Raw genomic sequence first — 19233 nt, 5'->3', positions numbered from 1 at the left:
CGGCCCAGGGCCTAGCCCGCGCTGCCGCCGCTGGGCACTTGTGCCCAGGCCCAAGTGCCCGATCTGACCAGGATGCCGCGCCCCAACGGAACGGGTTGCCCCACGGAACGGGGCAGGCGGGCGGACAAGACCTCGCCGTCCTGCGAAGAGCGCGGAGCCAGGATGAGCCCGGTCCGGTTCCGCTTAATCAGAGTCATCAGGCCCCGGTACATGCCTGTCAGCTCGTCCACGCCACTGGCCACCAGCACGCCACCGCTCTGGTCACGGCATGCCTTGACGTGCTCCTCAAACACTTTCACCAGGGCATGATCATTGCCCAGCACGTCGTAGTCATCCACCACGACGAGGGTCTGCGTGCCGTGGACCTGCAATAGCTTCCGCAGGTCGTCGGCCTTGGCCGAACTGTCCAGCACTCCAACGACCCGGGGGTGGTTTCGGAATTCGCTCACCGGCGACCGGCGGGCGAGTACGAGGATCACCGGGGCGCCGCCGTCCAGCGCGGTTCGAAGCCCGAAGCACAGGGCCGTCGACTTGCCCGAGCGCCGCGGCCCCGTCACCAGCACGCCGTTGCCGACCTCGTCCATGCGTAGCGGAAGCATGGACAGCGTGTCGCCGCCCACCGCGAGCGCGAATTCGCCCGGAGTCGGCCGCGGCCCCAGCGCCAGCGCATCGGCGGTCGTAATAGCCAGCGGCAACTCGTCCACGCGCGCGGGCCGACGGGCCGCCGGAATCTTCCCCCAGCGCTGCTTGGCCTCCTCGCCCTCCCGGTGCACCGCGGCAACCTGAGCAGTACCGGCTGCGTCGGCGTCGAGCAACGCGAGTTGTACCTCCCGCACGCTAGTCCCGCTGCGGAAGGCGCGTCCAGGAGGCATGGACTGGGGCACGTCACGGCTGCGCATGCCGACTAGTTCGAAGTCCTCCGCGGCGGGCATGCGCAGCACGATCCGATCCTCGAGCATCATGCCCATGCGCCCCCTGAAGGTGCCGCGGTCGCCGGAGATGACGACGCGCAGCCCGGCGGCGGGCCCCTCCCGCAGCAGCGTCTCCATCCGATCCAGGAGCAGCCCGTTGTCAACCTGTTCGAAGGCCGCCTTGAAGCCGTCCCAGCGATCCAGTAGCAGCAACAGGTAGGGCATGCGCTCCGAGGGCGTGACCGCGGCTCGTTGCTCGGTGATCGAAGCAAATCCGGCGACGGCGAGCGCCTGCTGGCGGCGGCTGACCTCCTTACTCAGGAGGTCGGTGAGCCGACGCAACCGTTCGGGCTGGTCGCGGGTGACCACTGCGCCGGTGTGTGGCAGGGAGACCAGCGGCAACAGCGCTCCGGTACCGGCGTCGATGCCGTACATGTGCAGGTCTTCGGGCGAGGCGGTGCGCGCGGCCGCTACGGCGAGTGCACGCAGCAGCGACGAACGACCGGATCGCGCCGCCCCCGCTACGCCGAGGTGCCCGGCCCGCGTGTAGTCCCAGCTCATCACCCGCTGAGCCTGCTCGGAGGGATGTCTTCCAGTCCGAGGATCAGCGGGGGCAGCAAGCCCCGCGCCCTCAGCTCGGCCTCGGCTTCTGGAGTGGCCGTCTCGTCATCACTCGTCTGCGTGGCATCCGCACCCGAGGTCTCGGCGTCCTGTCGTTCCTCCAACTGGTCGAGGGTCACGTTCTCGGGCAGAGGGGCCAGCCACGGGCTGTGCGGGGTGGGCCGCCCGGTTTCCTCGTGGGCCCGGTTCATGGCGTCTACGAGCGTGGCCAGATCGGTGGGGATCGAGACGTCCTCCTCCAGCTGGGGCGCGGCCGCCTCGGGACGGGACATCTCCGCCAAAGTCAGGGCGCTGGTGCGCAGCGCCGCCTGCGGCAGGGCGCCGCGGGGGCGCCCACCTACCCGTGCGGCCTGGAACTGCCGTAGGCTGGCGTGCCCCAGCCGGGCATATGCGCGTCCGGGGATGGACGGCGGGATCTGCGCGGAGGCCGCCGATTCGATGACGTCGTCGGAATCGGCCTCGTCGGTCACGCGCAGGGCGATGCGCAGGTTGGTGTTGGACTTGATCTCGGCGGAGACCACGCCGGCGGGCCGCTGCGTGGCCAGGACCAGGTGCACACCCAGGGAGCGTCCCCGGCGCGCGATATCCACCAGACCGGTGACGAAGTCGGGCAGCTCCGCCACGAGCGCGGCGAACTCATCGATGATGATCATGAGCCGTGGCATGGGCTCGTCCCCGGGCTTCATGGCCGCCACATAGTCTTCTATGTCCTTGGCGTCGGCGCGTGCCAGCTGCAGTTCGCGCCGGCGTAATTCGGCACCGAGCGATTCCAGTGCCCGGGCCGTAAGGTGCCCATCGAGGTCGGTGACCATGCCCACGGTGTGCGGCAGCCGGGAGCAGTCCTTGAAGGCAGCACCGCCCTTGTAATCGATCAGTACGAAGGTCATGTCATCGGGCGAGTTGCCTACGCACAGGGAGGCGATCAGGGTTTGCAGCAGCTCGGATTTACCCGAACCGGTGGTGCCGGCCACCAGTGCGTGCGGCCCGTCGGCGCGGATGTCCACGGCGAACAGTCCCTCCGCATCCTCTCCGATGATGGCTCGGGTGGTACGCCCCACCCGCTGCCATGCCTCCAGCACACTCTGGCCGTTGGGCTCGGGCATGCCGACCACGTCCAGGAATCTGGAGCTGGTGGGGATCGAGCCTTCCGCGGCGGCCGCGGACACATCACGGATCGGGGCCAAGGCCCGGGCCACCCGCTCACACCACCCTGCGGGCACGAGATCCAAGTTGACCTGCTCAATCTCATCGCGGTCGGTCTCTGCGAGAGTCACCGGGCCCGGCCCGGTGGCGACCACGGCGCGGCATTCCTCCGGTAGGGCTGTCCGATCCGTATCCAGGCACAGCAGGTGAATGCCGTGCTGGGGGCCCTCGCGCAGAATGCGCACCATGCCGGGAGCCAGGCGCAGTGCCCGCGCCCCGTCCAGCACCACCAGGATGCGGCCGGGGCGTCCACTGATCCCTTCCGCCGGGCCGGACTCAATGGTCTCAAGCAGTTCGTTGATGCGTCGGGTGACGGTCTCCTCGTCGAGTCCTACGCGCGCCCTGGCCCCGACACCCTCCGGGGTGCGCAGGTGCGGCAGCCAACGCGCCCAGTCCCACTCGGACCGGCCCGGATCCTGCCGTCCCGGGTCGGTCAGGATGACCAGGTCCAGCTCGGCCGGGGAGTGCAGCACGGATGCCTGGGCCACCAGCCATGCGGCCACCCGGTGCCGCTTCTCTCCGGCAACGCCTACGGCGCCGAGCCGCCCGAGTCCAAGCGTCACCGGGACGTCTGGGACGGTCCAGCGCAGCGGCTCCTCGTATGAGGCGCGGGTGGGGTCCTGAAGGACAACCTCGCTGGGCACGTCCGCGGTGCCCAGGCGCAGGTCCAGCCAGTCCGGGTCGCTGGGGCGGCGCTCCCACAGCCCCGAACGGGGGCCGGTGGCTCGCAGCAGGACCTCCGCCGGGTCCGGAGAGTCAAGGCGGCGCAGGCCGCGTTCCTCCAGTAGGGCCCGGTGGGCGGCGGACTCGGTCGCGGCCTTCTGCTGGCGGTAGCGCCGCACTTCGTCACGGTAGACGCGCTTGCGGCTGGAGCGGCCCTGCATGCGGTTGGCCAGCATCATGAGCGGGGACAGCAGCACGAACAACAGCGTCGTCGTCCGGTGGGTCATCAGGTACAGGCCGCCGCCCATCACCAGTGGCGACAGGAGCAGCGCGAACGGAAATGGCGGTTTGCGGGGCTGCTGGGGCTCACGCGGCAGGGTGAATACCCGTTCCCGCGTGGGGCGGGCCAGGCGCGGGGGCCGGTTGAAGTCGATGGTGGGCTCGCCCGGAGTTGGAGTGGCTACCGCGTCCGCGGTTGGCACCGGGCCGATGACCAGCTGGCTGTGCCCGACGGACAGCACCGCTCCGTCCTCCCAGACGGTGTCGGGTTGCAGCGCACGGCGATCCAGTTCCAGGAAGCTGCGGGGGGCGTCGGGCTGCTGTTCCTCCAGAGTATTGACGGTCTCCGCGTCGGTCTCGTCCTTCTTCCGGCTTCTCCGGCTTCCGCGCCGGCGCTCGAGGACAGGCTCCCGTTTCAGTCCCAGGACCAGCGGCCCCGGCAAGGCGTGCTTCCGCAGTGGGGCGGGTTCCATGAGCCGGTCAACAGCCTCGTCCCGCGGGCTGAGCACGGCGCGGCCGCCGGAGAACACGACAAGGTCAACCAGGGCACCGGCCTCCTGCTCCTCCAGGCGGACGTCGGCATCGGCACCCCCGATCGTGTAGCGCCCCAGCCCAAGACGGTGCACCGCGCCCGCGCCCGGGCCGGAGACGACCCGCAGTTCGACGACGCCGTCGGGCTCGTCGTCATCGGGCAGGTTGGCGGGACCGCCCAAGCCGAGCACCATGCCGTCGTGCACGGCCCCCTCCCCCAGCCTGGCCCCCGGGTCCAATCGGGTGGAGCCGGTCCACAGGGAGGGGGACGGACGGCGTGGCTCGCGCACATCGTCCTGACGCGCAACCACGAGTTTGAGCGGCTGCTCCGGAAGCTCTCCGCCGGGCGTGCCGACCAGCGCGTGATCGAGCGCGTCGGCAAGCTCCCTGACCGTTGATTCCGGTTGGGCGGTGACGATCAGGTCGCGGGGCTGTCGCCCGTCGGCGGCGGTGGGGTGGACACTGAGCAGTACGCGCATGATTACTTGCTTTAGGCGGTGGCGCGGCGGACAGAGGCGCCCGGGGCCAGTTCCTCGACGAGGGCCGCGGTAGCCGGATCCACTTCCGCGACCTCGTCCGCGCCGGTGGCGTTCAGTAGGGCTGCAACCTCGTCGAGTAGCTCGTCCTGCCCGCGGGCGGCCGCAAGGCGCAAGCGATCCCGCCACAGGCGCTGGTCGAGGTCGACCACCCGTAGTCCGGTGTCGACCGCGAGCGCCGCCCCGTCGGGGTCGGTGTCGTGCAGTAATTGGGCGGCCCGGTGTGCGGCGTCGGTGACGAGCGCGTCGGCCTGGCGAGCGGTGCGCACACGGGCCAGCCAGGCGTAGCCGCCGGCCGGAATCCCAGCGCCCACCGGACCGCGCACCAGTCGCAGCGCCTCAAGCAGCAGTTCTGCCTCGCGGTGGATATCGCTGCGTCGGGAGGCGGACAGCAAGGAGCGCAGCACGTCCCAGTCGCAGACGACGTCCGGGCCGAGAAGCAGTCGTCCCTCCTCGTCCTGGCGCACATGCGGGATGCCCTGGGAGTCGGTGCCAAGCCAGTCGCGTAGGCGCCGCACCATGGCGGCCACCACGTCGCCGGTGACGCCGAGGGGCCAGAGCATGGCACCGAGGGCCTCCGGGCGGATGCCCCGCGGGTGCAGGGCGAGGCAGATCGCCGCCTCGGTGAGCCGATCGCGGCGGTCCGGGTCGACCGTCCCCGGAGCGTCGACGCTGGCAGGGCCCAGCACCAGGATCCTGATGGCGGCCGAACGTAGCGCCACCGTGGACAGCGGGGGCTGCGGCGGATCCGGCACAGGTGGACGGGAATCGTCTCCCGGAGGCGCGGGAGCCGCGGAGCCCAACAGGCCGGCGAGCGCATCGAGTTCCTCACCCGTTGCCCGGGTGGCGGTCACGGCTACGCCCAGCGGGTCGATCCGCACCATACCGGAGGCATCGATCTCAATGCGCCAGCGTGCACCCCGAGAAGGTCCGGTCCTGACGAGGCTGAGGTCGTGCTGTCCCGGTTTCGTGGCTTCCTGACCGGAGGTCAGGACGAAGGTCTGCTGGGTGTGCCGCTGGCCGGTGAGGACGCTGTCGGGGTCCACGGCCCGGGCCGGCGAGATGTCGTCGAGGCTGGCGACAGCATGCAGGCGATCGCCGACGATGCGTTGCAGGACCGCCGGCAGCCCCAGGGTGTATGCGAGGGCTCCCTGTGACCACGGGTTGGTACCGAGCTCGAGGGCGAGGGCGGTAATGAGTTCGGCGGCCATGGTGGGTTCTCCCCCAACCACCACGTCGCCGTCCGCCGCCCCCAGGTTGATGAGGATGTCTGCCCCATTCTCGTCGCGTCCGATGGTTACCAGTCCAGGCAGGGCTGTGCCGCCGTCCGCGTCACCGGCAGGCGCCGCCGGCTCGTCCCCGGACGGGAGGCTCCAGGTAGAGCCGTCGTCGTCGGTGGTCCACGGGAGCGGCGGTTGCGGGAGCGGGCGCGGCAGGAGCAGCCGGCAGGCCGCATCATCGATGACGACGGCGTAGGGCTCGGGACGCCCCGACACGGCGCCGAGCGAGCGCAGGATGCGATACAACCGGTCCGCGCGGACCGGGTCGGCGCCCACCCGCATGAGGCGTTCGAGTTCGAGCGCATCGTCTCCCGGGGCCGCCGCTATGGCGCGGCGCCGTCGATCGGCAAGGATGGCGGTGAAGGTGGCGGCCATGAGGGCGCCGATGGCGGGCATCTGGGCCGGTGGCACGTCCGGCACCGCGGCGGCCGCATTGCTGGCGGCCGCCACCGTATCGCTTGTACCCGCCGCGGTGTCACTGCTGGCGGTAGCACTGGGCGCAGAGGCATCCGCCTGCGCGGTCTCCTCGACGGGCACGGCGACGACGCGGTCCACGTCCTGCGCGGATTCGGGCACGATCAGGTACCAGCCGGGCTGAATGAGCCGGGCGAGTTCCAGCGAGCGGCCGTCGGGCTGGACCCTGCCGACGTTGAGATCGTAGATCTGCTGGTAGGCACGACCGTCGCCCAGGGTGCGCTCGGCGATATCCCACATATTGTCGTGATAGCGGCCGGCGGGTGGCTGGACCACGTAGACGCGCTGCCCGACGAGTTCGGCCCCGATGTCGGCGGGAAGCTCGGTATCGCCGAGCATGTAGCGGACGGATTGAGCCTGTTCTCCCGGGGAGCTCGCCTCGGTGGGCCCGTCCGCGCTGCTGGTGGCGGAAGCAGCGGCCTGGCTCAGTGACGGCGTCGTGTCGGCGGCCTGCGTCTGCATGGTCGCGACCGGGGGGAGTTCCGGGGCGGACACGGGCGCTGCGACGGCAGCGGGAGCGGCGACGGCGCCCAGCACCAGCGCGGAAGTCACCAGCCGCCGTACAAGTGCCTGCGTGCCACCCGCCAGCGGCACATGCGCGGGCAGGCCGCGGCCGCGCAGCGCAGAGATCACCTCGACGACGGTGCAGACAGTGAATTGCAACCAGGCGAGCCATACCACCCAGCTGAGCACGCCGAGCACGGTCTCAGCGGTGACGGCGCGGGTCAGCAGTGAGGCGTCCAGGTGCCGCGGCAGCGGCGGCAGCCCAGCTTGCCACAACAGCAGGCAGGGCAGGCCGATGATTACGGCCCCCAGCACCAGCACAGACAGGATTGAGCGCCACAGGGGCTCGCGCCGCTCCGGGGTTGGCGCGCGGAAGCGAGCCGGACCCGGTGCCGTGCGCTGAAGTGTAGGGGTCACATTTCCTCCTGGTTGATGCCGACTGCGGCGTGGGCGTCACCGGAGACACTCACGTGCACGGTGCTTACGCCCACGAAGCGGAGCATGGTCGTGGAAACGTCGTCCTCTAGCGTGACCACCACGTCCTGGCCGGTTGTGACAACAGAGAAGCGGTCCGCACCGATGCCGGTGGCATTCAGGTAGCTGGCTGCTGCTGAACGTGCCCCCGCCGAATCGAGGCCGATTCCGCCAGCGCCACGCAGTGACCCGGCGGAGACCTGTTGGGCGCCGGCACGGGCGGCCTGTTCGGCAGTGTCGGCCAGGGTGGCACGGGCATTGAGCACCCGGCCGCCGTCGATGCATAGTCCGGCCAGGGCCATAAGCACCGCAACGACGATTACGGCGAATACCGAGGTGGATCCGCGTTCCTTGCGACAGGCGTTCATCGGGTTCCCCGCCAAGTGTCTACCGGGGAGATCGAACTGGAGGTGACGGTTGTGGTGCCGGGCAGGAAGACCAGCCCGAGGTCGGCCAGCCGCACCTGGCAGCTGACGGTCACCTTCACGGAGCCGCCACGGGAGAAGCCGGACACGTCCGTGTCGGACCTGCACTCGGCGGCGGCGGTGTCGGCTACGGCCAGGCTGGAGGCGGCCGCCGCTGCCGCCGTGCCGGCAGAGCGTTCCATCGAGGCGGCGCGGGCGGCATCACGGGCGGCGGCCTGGGTCATGCCCTCCGCGGAGACCCAGCGCCCTGCAGCGACGACGAGCATGACCACCATGAGCAGAGCGGGCGCGATAAGGACCATTTCGACCGACATGGTGCCGCGCTCGCCACGCCACCGGGGGCGACGGCGCGCACGTCGTCGGGAATAGGTGCGCACGGCGATCCTCATGTGTCCTCCCTGAAGGTCTCGATCGGCGCGGTGACGGAGGCCTCGATACCGGGGGCGAGGCCGGCGACAATATCCATGGAGGCACCGGTCACGGTGACCCGAGCCTCGTCGCCGTCTATGTCGACGTGCACGTCGACATCGGTCAGTGCACGGCCGCTGCCCACCCGCGTGGCATAGCGGGCGCCGTCGGCCTCGGCCTGAGCGACCTGAGCCGGGGCGGTGCCGCCGTCGCGCACTATCCGAACCGTCTCCCGGGCGGTGGAGATGGCCACCTCATGGCCGTACCAGGACAGCGCGACCTGCACGGTGATGAGAATGATGAGCATCAACAGCGGGAAGAAGACCAGGAGCTCCACCGAGGAGGCCCCGGTCTCCGCCCGCAGTCGCTTGCAAATCCAGGCAGACATGGTCACCCGTTGTCGCCGCCGCCGTTGTTGCCGATCGTCGGCACCTCGAGGTTGGAGGACGCGTCCTGGACCAGCCCGTAAACGACGCGTCCGACCAGGGCGGCCAGGGCAATCAGGAAGCCGGTGATGATGACCCACTCGACCGTGGAGGCGCCCTTTTCGCCGGCGTGGGCGTTCAGGCGGCCCCGAACCGTACCGGCGAGGTCACCGGCGAGGATCTGGAGTGTGCACATTAGGCGGAGCATGGTGATTTCCTTTCTGCAGGGTTTTCTGGGTGATTTGTGGCGCGGGAGTACCCGGTCAGGTACTTCCCATGATTCCGGCGAGGGCCGGATAGACGAGGAACACGATGAACCCCATCGCGATGATCAGCTGTGCTACCAGCATGGATTCCGAGCTCTCCCCCGCCTTGCCCTCGGCGTCGGCCAACTCACGCCGCCGCATGCTGGTGGCGCGGGCGGACAGGGACTCGCGGATCTTGGCGCCGTCTTCGGCGACGAGCGCGAGCGCGGCCGAAAGGTCGCGCAGCTCGTCAATCCGCAACTGGTCACCGAGCTGTCCCATGGCGGCCCAGGGGGTCTCACCGCGAAGGCGCGCGGCAGCCAGAGCATCCCGGATGCGCACCATCGCCGGGTCGTCGGACAGTGTCGCGGCGGAGTCGAGGGCCTCGGGCACGCCCCGACCGGCGGCCAGGGACATGGACACCAGGTCCAAGTAGGAGCCCACCACGTGCCGGAAGTCCCGGCGCGCCGCATCTGCCTGCCCACGCAACCTGACGGTGGGCAGGATGACCGCGAGCGCGCCGAGTACCAGGCATGCCAGCACGGGCGTCTCCCAGGAGGTGATGCTGCCGAGCGCGGTAGCCACCCCGACCAGGGTCAGTGGCGCGGCAAATGCAGCCAACCCGCACATGAGCGAGATCACCAGGTGCCGTTCCAGAGACCGCCCCACCATGGCCAGGTCGGATGACAGCGAGCTCAGGCCTATGCCGGTGCGCCTTAGCAGTGCCGCCGAGCGGAAGCCGACCGTGTCCAACCAATCCGGCAGCGCGCCCTCGGCCGGGTTCAGGCGGCGGGCGTCGCGGCGCAGCCGAGCCTCATCACGCTGCGTGTCCAACTCAGCCAGTGCCGGAGCCGGCTGCACCCGCGGCGGCACTAGGATGAGCGTCAGCAGCAGCACGCCGGCCCCGCTGACGGCACCGCCGACCAGAATCCAGATGCTCATGCGGCACCCCCGTTCGTGACGGTCAGGAAACGGCGCGGAAGGACCACGCCGGCCAGGCGTCGCATCCACATCAGACCCACGGCGAACAGCCCCACCACCACGAGCAGGACCAGCTGTCCCTGGACGCTGGAGTACGGCTCCACGAAGCTTCGGTTGAACAGCGCTAGCGCAAGCATCACCACGATGGAGAAGATCACGACGATCTGCGCAGAGCGACGGGTGCCGGCGCGGGAGGCCGAAACTCGCTGGCGCATGTCCAGTTCGGCGCGTGCGGTGTCGGCCAGTGAACCGAGCAGCTGACGCAGTCCGGGGCCACGCAACCGCGAGTTCATGATCAGCGCGGACACCATCAGGTCTGCCGTGGGATCGTCCAGATCGTCGGCGAACTGCCGCAGGGCGGTACCCATGGGCACGCGCACGCGCATCCGGTCGGCCAGCAGTGCCAGGTCCTCGCGGATGGCCGGGGCCGCGGCGTAGACGGTGGCGGGGATGGCCTGTTCCAGGCCGACTGCGCCGGCGATCGTGTCGCGCAGCGACTCCGCCCAGGCGGCCAGCGCCTCCACCTTCGCGGCTGCCTCCCGCTCCTGGCGGGCGCCACCGAACAGCAGTGGCCACACCAGCACGAGCACACCGCCCGCCGCAGCGAGCACGACCCAGCGGGTCAGCACCAGCACGGCGAGGGCGACTCCGGCGGCAAGCAGGATCCGGCGCAGGTCCCGCCGGATCAGCGGCTTGCGGCCGGCTTCGGTGTGCGAGGTATGGGCGGGAAGCGGGTCGACGCCCATGATGAAGGTGATCAGCAGGAAGGCTCCGGCACCCACGAGGGCGCCGGCGAGCAGGGCTGCCATGGCGGTCGAGTTGTGCATCAGGCCCCCCGCGCATACGTGGCAACCGGGTCGTAGCCGGCCTCTATCAGATCGGCGATGCATTCGATGGGCGCCGCCGGCTGGGCGTGACCGGAGCCGTCGTCGGCGAATATCTCGCTGGACAGCACCCGTCCGTCGACACCATTGACCTCACGCACGGAGGCCACATAACGGCGCATGGAGCCGCCCTCACTGAAGCGGTTCTCACGGGTGAGGAAGATGACGAAGTCGACGGCGCCCGCGATCAGCAGGTTGGTGGCGTCCTGTGGCAGATGCTCGGCGGACTGGATGGCGTAGGTGGCGATGCGGTTGAACACCTCCGCCGAGGAGTTGGCGTGGATGGTGGACAGGGAGCCGTCATTGCCCTGGCTCATGGCGTTGAGCATGGTGACGATCTCGTCTCCCAGTACCTCACCGACGATCACGCGCGAGGGATTCATGCGCAGCGAGCGCCGCACCAGGTCGGCCATGGTGATGGCGCCGGCGCCCTCGGAGTTCGGCAGGCGCTCCTCGAAGGCGACCACGTTGGGGTGCAGGTCAGAGAATTCTCCGAGGCCGAGCTCGAGCGCACGCTCAACGGTGATGAGCCGCTCTGACGGCGGGATCTCATTGGCCAGCGCACGCAGGAAGGTGGTCTTGCCGGCGTTGGTGGCACCGGCGATCATGATGTTCTTGCGGGCGCGCACCGCGGCCGAGCAGAAGGCGGCCAGCCGGGGGCTGATGGTGCCCAGACCCACGAGCTCATCCAGTCCCACCTTGTCCAGGCGGGCGCGGCGTACCGAGACGGCGGGGCGGGAGCACACGTCCATAACGGCCGACAGGCGCGAGCCGTCCGGTAGCCGCAGATCGAGCTGTGGGTTGGCGGAGTCGAAGGGGCGGGAGGCGAGACCCGAGTAGGAGCCGAGTACCTGGACCAGTTCTACGAGCTCGTCGTCGGAGTCGGCTACCGGCGCCCCGCGTTCCTCCCGCCCATCGGCGTACTGGATGAAGACGTTGTCGTAGCCGTTGATGTCGACATTCTCGACGTCGGGGTCCTCCAAGAGAGGCTGAAGCCGCCCGACGCCGAACAGGGCGGCATGAATGCCCTGGGAGACCTCTTCCTCCGCCTGGGCGTCCAGGGGGCTGCGTCCGGCGGCGATCTCGGTGCGCGCGTACTGCTCCAGCACGCGTCCGATCAGGGCCCGGGCGAACTGGCGCTCGTCCTCCGGAGTCATGGGCGGAATGCCGGAGGTGGCGTCGTCGTGCCGCTGCTTGGCGAGTAGGTCGGCAACCTGCTCGCGCATGGTGCGTACGAGGTTCTGGTCCACACTCATCGCCGCACCACCAATCCCGCCAGAACGGCGGCGAGTTCCCGGGCGGAACGCACCAACAGCGTGTTCTGCAGCGGGCGGGGTCGCCGTCCCGACAGGGCGTCCGCCGCCGCATCGTCATGCGCGAGAACGCCAACCACCGGTACGTCCAAACCTCCGGATTGCAACAGCTGGCCAAGGGCCTGCGCCTCGTGGCGCTCTTTCCAGCGGGCGACGAGCAGTACGCCGAGTTCGGGCCGCTCGGCTCGGTGCGCCGTCTCCTCGGTGATCCAGCGCAGGCGTTCACGCAGGTGCCCGTACTGGTCGACTCCTGGGCGGCTCACCAGCAGCAGGCGATCGGAGGCAAGCGCTACGGCCAGGCTGGGGGCGCCCGGTGTGAGTCGCCCGACGTCGGCGATGACGTCGGTCGTGCCACGCAGGCTATGGGCGACGGCCGACCAGCCGGCGCCTATGGCTGCCGCCTGATCAGGACGGGCCAGGCCGACGAGCACCTTCAGGCCACCGTCGACGGCGGTCAAGTGCTCATCCAGAGCAGCCCGAGACTCGCGTCGTGCCGCGGCAGCCAGCGAGACGAGACCCCGCGAGGAATCGATGGGGTGGCCGGACTGGGTACGCAGCCTGTACATCAGGTCCGAGCCGGCCGGGTCCAGTTCGGCCAGGCGCACGTCACGCGGCCAGATGGCGGCCAGCACGTGCGCTGCGGTGGTGGCGCCGGGCGAGCCCTTGGCGGAGGCGACCGAGATCAGCATCAGCTCTCTCCGATCGGCTGGTCGGTGGCGGTCAGGACCACGGCTATGCTCCCGCCCGCGCCGGCCTGGGCGAGCGCGGCGGCGTCGGCCTCATCGACAATCAGGGACAGCACGCAACCGGAAGTCCAGTCATTGTCCGAACCGGAGGTGGAGACCGCAGTGAGCACCTGCGCATGGCGGACCGTGACGGCGCCGCTGCCGGTGTCAACCACGTCCACCACATCACCCGCAGCCAAGCCCCCGCGGGGAATCTACCGATCTCAAGCGAGACACCGACCACCTGGGTGCCGTCGCCGGGCAATGGCGAGTTCAGCAGCTGAGAGGTGTCGAACAGCTGGCCCTTGGCGATCTCTGTCCGCGCCGTCTGCCCGACCAGCTGCTCAGCTTGGCTGGCGGGGATGAGCGTGTCGAGTGTGGACGAGACAGGCGTCGAGACGAGGTCATCCTCGGTGATTACCGCGCCAGCAGCGACCGTGCGGGCCGCTGCGAGCATCTCGACTCGATGGTCGGCGCGAGTAGCAAGCAATCCAGCCAGCAGCGCCCCGCCCACGATCAGCAGCACCGCCAGCGCGGCCAACAACGGGCGCCTCTCACCGGGGGCCGCAGGCAGGCGCGACGCGGTCCGCTCACGCCGAGCACGGCTGGACGACACACCACGGGCATCGCGGTCACGACGCCGAAGGACACGCCCGTCCTGGGGCTGAGACATGTTGGATACCTCGCTTGGGAGAAAGGATGAGACGGACGTACGTTACCTCGAGTCCCCCGGTCACACCATGACAACTTTGCGAGCACGTTTGAGGCAATGACAACACCTCCGGCCAGCGGAGGGCACAAATCCGCAGAAACTAGCCGCATCCTCGAAGTGACACCTCGAAGCCTCCGACGCCTCGCATGGGTAGTTCTACCCGAAGCGCTTGCGCCGACATCCTCGGCATGGAACCCTAACAGTTACCCGGTACGCGAGCATCATCACGTACCCATCTCTCAAGCGACAGAGACAAGCGACAGAGATGTATCCGAACCTGAACTCGAGGAGTTACTAGTGGCAACTACCACCGCAGATCTCGACACCCTTGAAACTCTCTACAACACCCTCAAGACCGATGTGGACTCCGCCCACTCGATCCACTCGGACACGGACACGGCACTGCAGAACGCGAACTGGGAGAGCCCCAACGCGCAGTCCTTCCGCGCCGCCTGGGACGAGTTCAAGCCCAAGCTCACCGCCTTCGAGGCCGTCCTGGCCGACGCCGCGACGGACGTGGCGCGCAACCACAACAACATCGCTGCGGCCAACGGCGTGACTGACGCCGCGGATCTCGCTGACGTCGCTTCGTACGACGGCTGAGTCTCCTCGCAAGCGACACGCATGGGGCGGTCGGCGTTCGGGTTGCATGATCCGGCACGCCGACCGCCCCTGCCTCTTAAGACCATCATTCCAAAACACACACGTCCTCCGAAGTCCGCACCACGCACAGCCTGCGATCCAACCCTCACACTGCAGAGGCTTTCAATGACGCCAAGCCACCCCATCACTATCGGCCGGACCGACATACAGCCGCCATCACCCACCACTCGCCCCCGCCGACGCCGTCTGTCGGCAGGCCTGCTGGCCCTGCTGCTCACAAGCACACCCCTGGTGGCGTGCTCGTCTGAGTCGGACGACAACCCCTTGAATATCCCTACTTATGATCCGGAGGCTGCCGCGTCGGCGGAGGCGTCGGAGTCGGCTGCCGCCGCTGAGGCGTCTGCGTCGGCTGCGGCCTCGGCGGAGGCTGCGGGTGTGGTGACGGCGGAGTCGTTGTCCACCGACCGGTACGTGGTTACCTCCATCCCTGAGGATCTGGATGAGCAGCAGACTGAAGTCCTGAAGGCCTTCATCAACTACGACCAGGTCACCTGGAACATCTGGTTCACCCGCACCGGCGTAGAAAACGCCGAACCACTCATGACTACAGAGGCATACCAGAGGCTCAAGAACGGCTTCGAGGAACTCGGTGATGGACATACCGATGGGACGGTCAGAGTTTCGGTTAAGGTGGTCACCGCTGTCGACTACGTGGGGGCACAGGTCGCGATCTGCGGCGATCAATCGGATCTTGTGGCCTACGATGCGGACGGGAACGACATCAGCAATCCCGAGACCCTCCAAGGCCGTTATGAGACGGTTATCACCATGACATACGATGATGGGACTTGGAAGGAATCGGATGAAACAACTCTGACCGTAAATGAATGTGTGGCATGAAAATGGCGAACTTCAGAACTCGATCGCTGCCGATAGCTTGCGTCATGCTATTGTTCCTCGCCGTGTCGGCCGGGTTTGTCCCGGGTGCTTGGGCAAAAGAGATCCAAGACGTCCATGCCGGTTCGGGTTCGTCTTCCGGCTCGGTGTCCGCTAGCGAGGATGGTTCGGTGACTATGACGGTTACCGCCCAGTACACGTCGGCTGCGGCAGACGGATCCGGCTCGGGTGGCGCGACGGTGTCGTCGCAGTCGGTGACTGCCGCGGTGCATCCGGTGTGCTGGTATAGGCAGGACAGGACGGGTGAGGAGGTTGCCGAGTGGCTCGATTCGGGTGAGGCCCTCAGACAGGCCTCAGTTCATGGCGGTCGGCCGGAGAATGACAAAATCATCAAGGGCATGTATCCGGACTACGGCTCCTACGCCGATGACACTGAGGGGCACTGGTACCTGCCGTGGTGCGATTGGACGTACTACAACGGCGACGATGCGCAGGAGTTCCAGCAGCTTCTCGGGCAATTCACCTCGAATGGCCCCGTGTATGTTCCCGCAGGCGAGTCTGCTCCCGCCCCGGAGGTGGATGGTGAGACGTTGGCGCGGGCGGCGTGGGATGCGGTGACGATCCCGACCGCCACGATCGGCTACAACCCCAGCGTCGGGGATGTGGGGGCCACGATCGTGGGCATGGATACCTGGGTGTGGGCCACCGGCGACACACCGAAGGAAGTGACCGTGACCGCCACCGCGGGGTCGACGACCGCCACAATCACCGCCACCGCCTCCATGCTGACCCTCCAGCCCAAGGACGGCACCGCCACCTGCACCGGCTTCGGCATCCCCTGGACTGAGGAGAACGACGCCAAGGGTACCGACTGCAAGATCGTGTTCAACCGGTCCAGCGCGCACTTCAAGGACAGCGTCACCCCGGTAGACATCAAAGTGTCCTACGCGATCACCTACACCGCCACCGACGGAGCCACCGGAACCATGGACACCCACACCACATCCACAACCACCACCATCCCCGTCGCTGAAATCCAAACCCTCAACACCCAACCAACCAAACAACCATGAAACCCAGGATGGTTGATGTTGGTGGGCCGGGCCTCGTTCCGCCGGCCTGCTTCGCTCGAACACTTTGAAAGGACCTGACCACTGATGTCTTACCCCACACCCCTGCCCTCACCCACACCCACCAACTGACACTGCAACCAACCCAGACGACAAGTACCACCAGCACCGCCACCCTGCCACCAAGAAAGACCACCCAGCATGCAATCTCAAGTTCCCACGGCTAACCGGCCCCACCACCGCCTAACAGCAGGCCTGCTGACCCTGCTGCTAGCAAGCACACCCCTCGCCGCATGCTCCTCCGACTCGGACGACACCCCCTTGAATATCCCGACCTACGATCCGGAGGCGGCGGCGTCGGCGGAGGCGTCTGAGTCCGCTGCCGCTGCTGAGGCGTCCGCGTCGGCTGTGGCTTCTGCGGAGGCGGCGGGTGTGGTGACGGCGGAGTCGCTGTCAACCGAGCGGCATGTGATCACGTCGATCCCGGAGGGCCTGAATGAGCAGCAGACCGAGGTCCTCAAGGCCTTCGTCAACTACGACGAGGTGACCTGGAACATCTGGTTCACCGGCACCGGCGTCGAAAACGCCGAACCCCTAGTTACCGCAGACCTTTACCAGGTAATCAAAGACAACTACGAATCTTCCCTCGGACAGACTATCGAAGGAACTGTGCGCATATCGGTTAAGGAGGTGTTCGCCTTGAGCCCCATCCAAGCGCAGGTTCTTACATGCTCCGATCAGTCGGATCTTGCGGCTTACGACTCTGACGGCAACGACGTCAGTAATCCTGAAACGCTCCAGGGGCGCTACGAGATCTTGGTTACCATGATCTACGAAGACGGAACTTGGAAAGACTCGGAGGAGTCTACACTATCCGACAATGAATGCGTGGCTTAAATCATGATGCCACACACACGATTGCCGGTCGCTTTCGTTGCAGTCGCACTTTCTCTTGTACTATCGGTCGTTGGAGCTCCTACCGCATTGGCGTTTAAGGGATCAGACAATGGTTCTGGTTCGTCTTCCGGCTCGGTGTCCGCTAGCGAGGATGGTTCGGTGACTATGACGGTTACCGCCCAGTACACGTCGGCTGCGGCGGATGGTTCCGGCTCCAGCGGTGGTGGCGGTGTGGCGTCTCCGCAGTCGGCGACTACTACGGTGCATCCGGTGTGCTGGTACGAGCAGGACAAGACCGGCGCTGATCTGGCGCAGGAGATTGACTCCTACGACTCGCAGTTCGTGAAAGAGTGGCTCGGGCGCAAATACGACGGGTATGAGGACCATGCCGGTGACGCCGACGGCCACTGGTATACGCCGACATGCGACTACCGGTACTACCGGGGAGACAAGCCCGGTGAGTTCAGAGCATTCACTCAAATATGGATGCTCACCGCCTCCGCCATGTGGGTTCCTGCTGGCGGGGTTCCTCCGGAGCCGGTGATCGATGGGGCGACGTTGGCGCGGGCGGCCTGAGTCCTGACAGTTTAGTGCCCTGTGGCGTTCAGGTTGTTGAGGATTTGCTGTGCGGTCTGGGTGGTCTGGGGTTGGGCGGTTATTTGGTGTCCGTTGATGGTGATTGTGACTTCCTGAAGTGGCTTCAGTTCGCGGACGAGTTGTTTGATGCTGATGCCGGTGGCGGCTTGTAGGTGGCGGGCGACGGCCAGGGATGCCATGACGATGGTGAGGTGGGCCTGGATGGCGTCGTGGGTGTGGTGGAAGACGGGCCTGGCCCGCAGGTCGTGCTTGCTCATGCGGAATGACTGCTCCACGTGCCACAGCTCGTGGTAGGAGGCGATCACTTCACTGGCGGGCATCACGGTGGCGGGGATGTTGGTCACGTAGCCTTTCAGTCCCGCGAGCCGCTTAGCGCGAGCCAGAGCCTTCTCGTCGAGCACCTGGTCGCCCTTGCGGGTGGTGACGAAGCGGGTGCCCTTGGGGCGCCTGTGGCCGGCGACCACCGCCCGCGCCCGGTTCTCCTGCGCGGTCAGGGTCTTGTTGTCCCGAGCGAACCGGCGCGCGCTATAGGCCCAGATCGCCCGCCACGAGCCCGGGAACTCCACTGGGCTCCAGACGGGCTCATCACGCGTCTTGTCGTCCCTCTCGGTCGAGCGCGTGCCTCGACGTGGGGTGATCGTATCGATCACCTGCCCGTCGGCCAGGGCGTCCCCGTGCCAGCGGAAATGGGCGGCCAGGTCCGCCGGCGCCTTGGTCATGCGGGACCCGACGATGAACCCCAAGCCGGCCTGGTCGAGCGCTTCGAGGTTGGCCGCGGAGAGCATGCCGGCATCGGCCACCACCACCAGGTGCTCAATGTTGGAAGCCTTCCGGAACTCCTCGACCATGGGGATCAACGTGCTGGTCTCGGCCTTGTTGCCCTCCCAGCAGCCGATCTGTAGGGGGAAGCCGGCCCTATCCACCAGCAGCCCCACGATGACCTGCGGGTCGACCCGCCTCTCCTTGGAGTACCCCACCCGCCGCAGGGAGTCCTCCTTCTCGACCTCGAAGTACAAGGTGGTCACGTCGTATAGGCACAGGGACAGGTCCCCGCCGGCACTCACGTGCCGCAGGCAGGCGGCCTGAATACGGGAGCGGTAGTCGCCAGTAATGCAGCGGGCCAGGGACCGGAACAAGGAGCGTGGGGTTAGGGCATCAATTCCGAGTTCTCCCAGCACGGCGGGGACCTGCTCCTTACTGGTGGGCTCGACCAGACGGGCCAGCACCATCTGCATAAACCCCTCATCCCCACCCACCGCTTCATCCAGCCCCAGGGCCTCATACGCACCACACAGCACGTCCCACAGCAGGGCAGAGCGCTGCCCGACGACTACCGCCGGGGCGGCCTGGCGGGCAGCCTGAGGTGTCAGGCCGGCCAGGTCCAGCACCCCCTGGCCTCCCCGGATCTTCTCCCGCCCAGCCTGAATCAGGGCCGCCAGCTCCGCCTCATCGTGGGCCGAGCCCAGGTGCTCCACAACCCGGCGCACACCGTGCTCCTTAGCCACGATCTGCACAGCCGTAGCCCCCGACGCGGTACGCACCTTACGAACATACGGGCTCACACACCATCACTCT

General features: G+C 67.7%; 18 protein-coding genes and 1 pseudogene. 5 read left to right on the top strand and 14 right to left on the bottom strand.

What is annotated here, in order from left to right; genetic code table 11:
• Positions 1-11 precede the first annotated feature (11 nt).
• The 13 genes and pseudogenes from C3B71_RS16420 to C3B71_RS16410 form a co-directional block, all read right to left on the bottom strand.
• Positions 12-1472, bottom strand: a complete 1461-nt coding sequence (locus C3B71_RS16420; protein ID WP_234416214.1) for an FtsK/SpoIIIE domain-containing protein — start codon at positions 1470-1472, stop codon at positions 12-14.
• Positions 1472-4687, bottom strand: a complete 3216-nt coding sequence (locus C3B71_RS06575; protein ID WP_234416157.1) for an FtsK/SpoIIIE domain-containing protein — start codon at positions 4685-4687, stop codon at positions 1472-1474. The genes C3B71_RS16420 and C3B71_RS06575 overlap by 1 nt, the downstream gene beginning before the upstream one ends.
• Before the next feature lie 11 nt (positions 4688-4698).
• Positions 4699-7419 carry a hypothetical protein gene (locus C3B71_RS06570; RefSeq protein WP_108966895.1) on the bottom strand — a complete coding sequence of 907 codons (2721 nt, stop codon included), beginning with the start codon at positions 7417-7419 and terminating at the stop codon, positions 4699-4701.
• Positions 7416-7844 (bottom strand): TadE/TadG family type IV pilus assembly protein, encoded by a 429-nt coding sequence (locus C3B71_RS06565; RefSeq protein ID WP_073332637.1) that lies wholly within the window; start codon positions 7842-7844, stop codon positions 7416-7418. The genes C3B71_RS06570 and C3B71_RS06565 overlap by 4 nt, the downstream gene beginning before the upstream one ends.
• On the bottom strand, positions 7841-8290 hold the full coding sequence (locus tag C3B71_RS06560; protein ID WP_073332640.1) for a TadE family protein: 450 nt from the start codon (positions 8288-8290) through the stop codon (positions 7841-7843). Before C3B71_RS06560 ends, C3B71_RS06565 begins: the two co-directional genes overlap by 4 nt.
• A complete protein-coding gene (locus tag C3B71_RS06555) occupies positions 8287-8697 on the bottom strand; it encodes a TadE/TadG family type IV pilus assembly protein (protein ID WP_073332643.1) in 411 nt (136 codons plus the stop codon). Before C3B71_RS06555 ends, C3B71_RS06560 begins: the two co-directional genes overlap by 4 nt.
• Before the next feature lie 2 nt (positions 8698-8699).
• The gene (locus tag C3B71_RS06550) at positions 8700-8942 is read right to left on the bottom strand and encodes a hypothetical protein (RefSeq protein WP_108966893.1); all 243 of its coding nucleotides are present in this window, start codon (positions 8940-8942) and stop codon (positions 8700-8702) included.
• Positions 8943-8997: 55 nt separating this feature from the next.
• Positions 8998-9921: a type II secretion system F family protein gene (locus tag C3B71_RS06545; protein ID WP_108966891.1), complete on the bottom strand. Its 924-nt coding sequence runs from the start codon at positions 9919-9921 to the stop codon at positions 8998-9000.
• Positions 9918-10787, bottom strand: coding sequence for a type II secretion system F family protein (locus tag C3B71_RS06540; protein ID WP_108966889.1), 870 nt, complete (start codon positions 10785-10787; stop codon positions 9918-9920). Before C3B71_RS06540 ends, C3B71_RS06545 begins: the two co-directional genes overlap by 4 nt.
• The gene (locus C3B71_RS06535; RefSeq protein WP_108966887.1) at positions 10787-12100 is read right to left on the bottom strand and encodes a CpaF family protein; all 1314 of its coding nucleotides are present in this window, start codon (positions 12098-12100) and stop codon (positions 10787-10789) included. The genes C3B71_RS06540 and C3B71_RS06535 overlap by 1 nt, the downstream gene beginning before the upstream one ends.
• Positions 12097-12846, bottom strand: a complete 750-nt coding sequence (locus C3B71_RS06530; RefSeq protein WP_073332657.1) for a hypothetical protein — start codon at positions 12844-12846, stop codon at positions 12097-12099. Before C3B71_RS06530 ends, C3B71_RS06535 begins: the two co-directional genes overlap by 4 nt.
• On the bottom strand, positions 12846-13082 hold the full coding sequence (locus C3B71_RS16415) for a hypothetical protein (RefSeq protein WP_234416335.1): 237 nt from the start codon (positions 13080-13082) through the stop codon (positions 12846-12848). Before C3B71_RS16415 ends, C3B71_RS06530 begins: the two co-directional genes overlap by 1 nt.
• Positions 13083-13219: 137 nt before the next feature.
• Positions 13220-13339, bottom strand: a pseudogene (locus tag C3B71_RS16410) (hypothetical protein); the annotation flags it as partial.
• Positions 13340-13891: 552 nt separating this feature from the next.
• On the opposite strand from C3B71_RS16410, the gene C3B71_RS06520 reads away from it, so the two are divergent.
• The 5 genes from C3B71_RS06520 to C3B71_RS06500 all read left to right on the top strand — a co-directional run bounded on the left by C3B71_RS06520 (position 13892) and on the right by C3B71_RS06500 (position 17637).
• Complete coding sequence (locus tag C3B71_RS06520) at positions 13892-14197, top strand: hypothetical protein (protein WP_073332661.1); 306 nt, start codon at positions 13892-13894, stop codon at positions 14195-14197.
• A 324-nt stretch (positions 14198-14521) separates the two neighbouring features.
• A complete protein-coding gene (locus C3B71_RS06515) occupies positions 14522-15097 on the top strand; it encodes a hypothetical protein (protein ID WP_146750913.1) in 576 nt (191 codons plus the stop codon).
• A 173-nt stretch (positions 15098-15270) separates the two neighbouring features.
• On the top strand, positions 15271-16167 hold the full coding sequence (locus C3B71_RS16405; RefSeq protein ID WP_073332665.1) for a hypothetical protein: 897 nt from the start codon (positions 15271-15273) through the stop codon (positions 16165-16167).
• Between the two features lie 318 nt (positions 16168-16485).
• Positions 16486-17061 (top strand): hypothetical protein, encoded by a 576-nt coding sequence (locus C3B71_RS06505; RefSeq protein WP_146752452.1) that lies wholly within the window; start codon positions 16486-16488, stop codon positions 17059-17061.
• Positions 17062-17220: 159 nt separating this feature from the next.
• Entirely contained in the window at positions 17221-17637 is a 417-nt protein-coding gene (locus C3B71_RS06500) for a hypothetical protein (protein ID WP_108966881.1), read from the top strand.
• 11 nt (positions 17638-17648) lie between these two features.
• Here C3B71_RS06500 and C3B71_RS06495 read toward each other — a convergent pair whose 3' ends face one another.
• Positions 17649-19220, bottom strand: a complete 1572-nt coding sequence (locus tag C3B71_RS06495) for an IS1634 family transposase (RefSeq protein ID WP_108966879.1) — start codon at positions 19218-19220, stop codon at positions 17649-17651.
• Between the last annotated feature and the right edge of the window lie 13 nt (positions 19221-19233).

This window comes from Actinomyces sp. Z16 (assembly GCF_003111765.1).
In the GTDB taxonomy this organism is placed as follows: domain Bacteria; phylum Actinomycetota; class Actinomycetes; order Actinomycetales; family Actinomycetaceae; genus Actinomyces; species Actinomyces glycerinitolerans.
The sequence above is the reverse complement of the archived record's forward strand: the minus strand, read 5'-3'. Positions and strand labels throughout refer to the sequence as shown.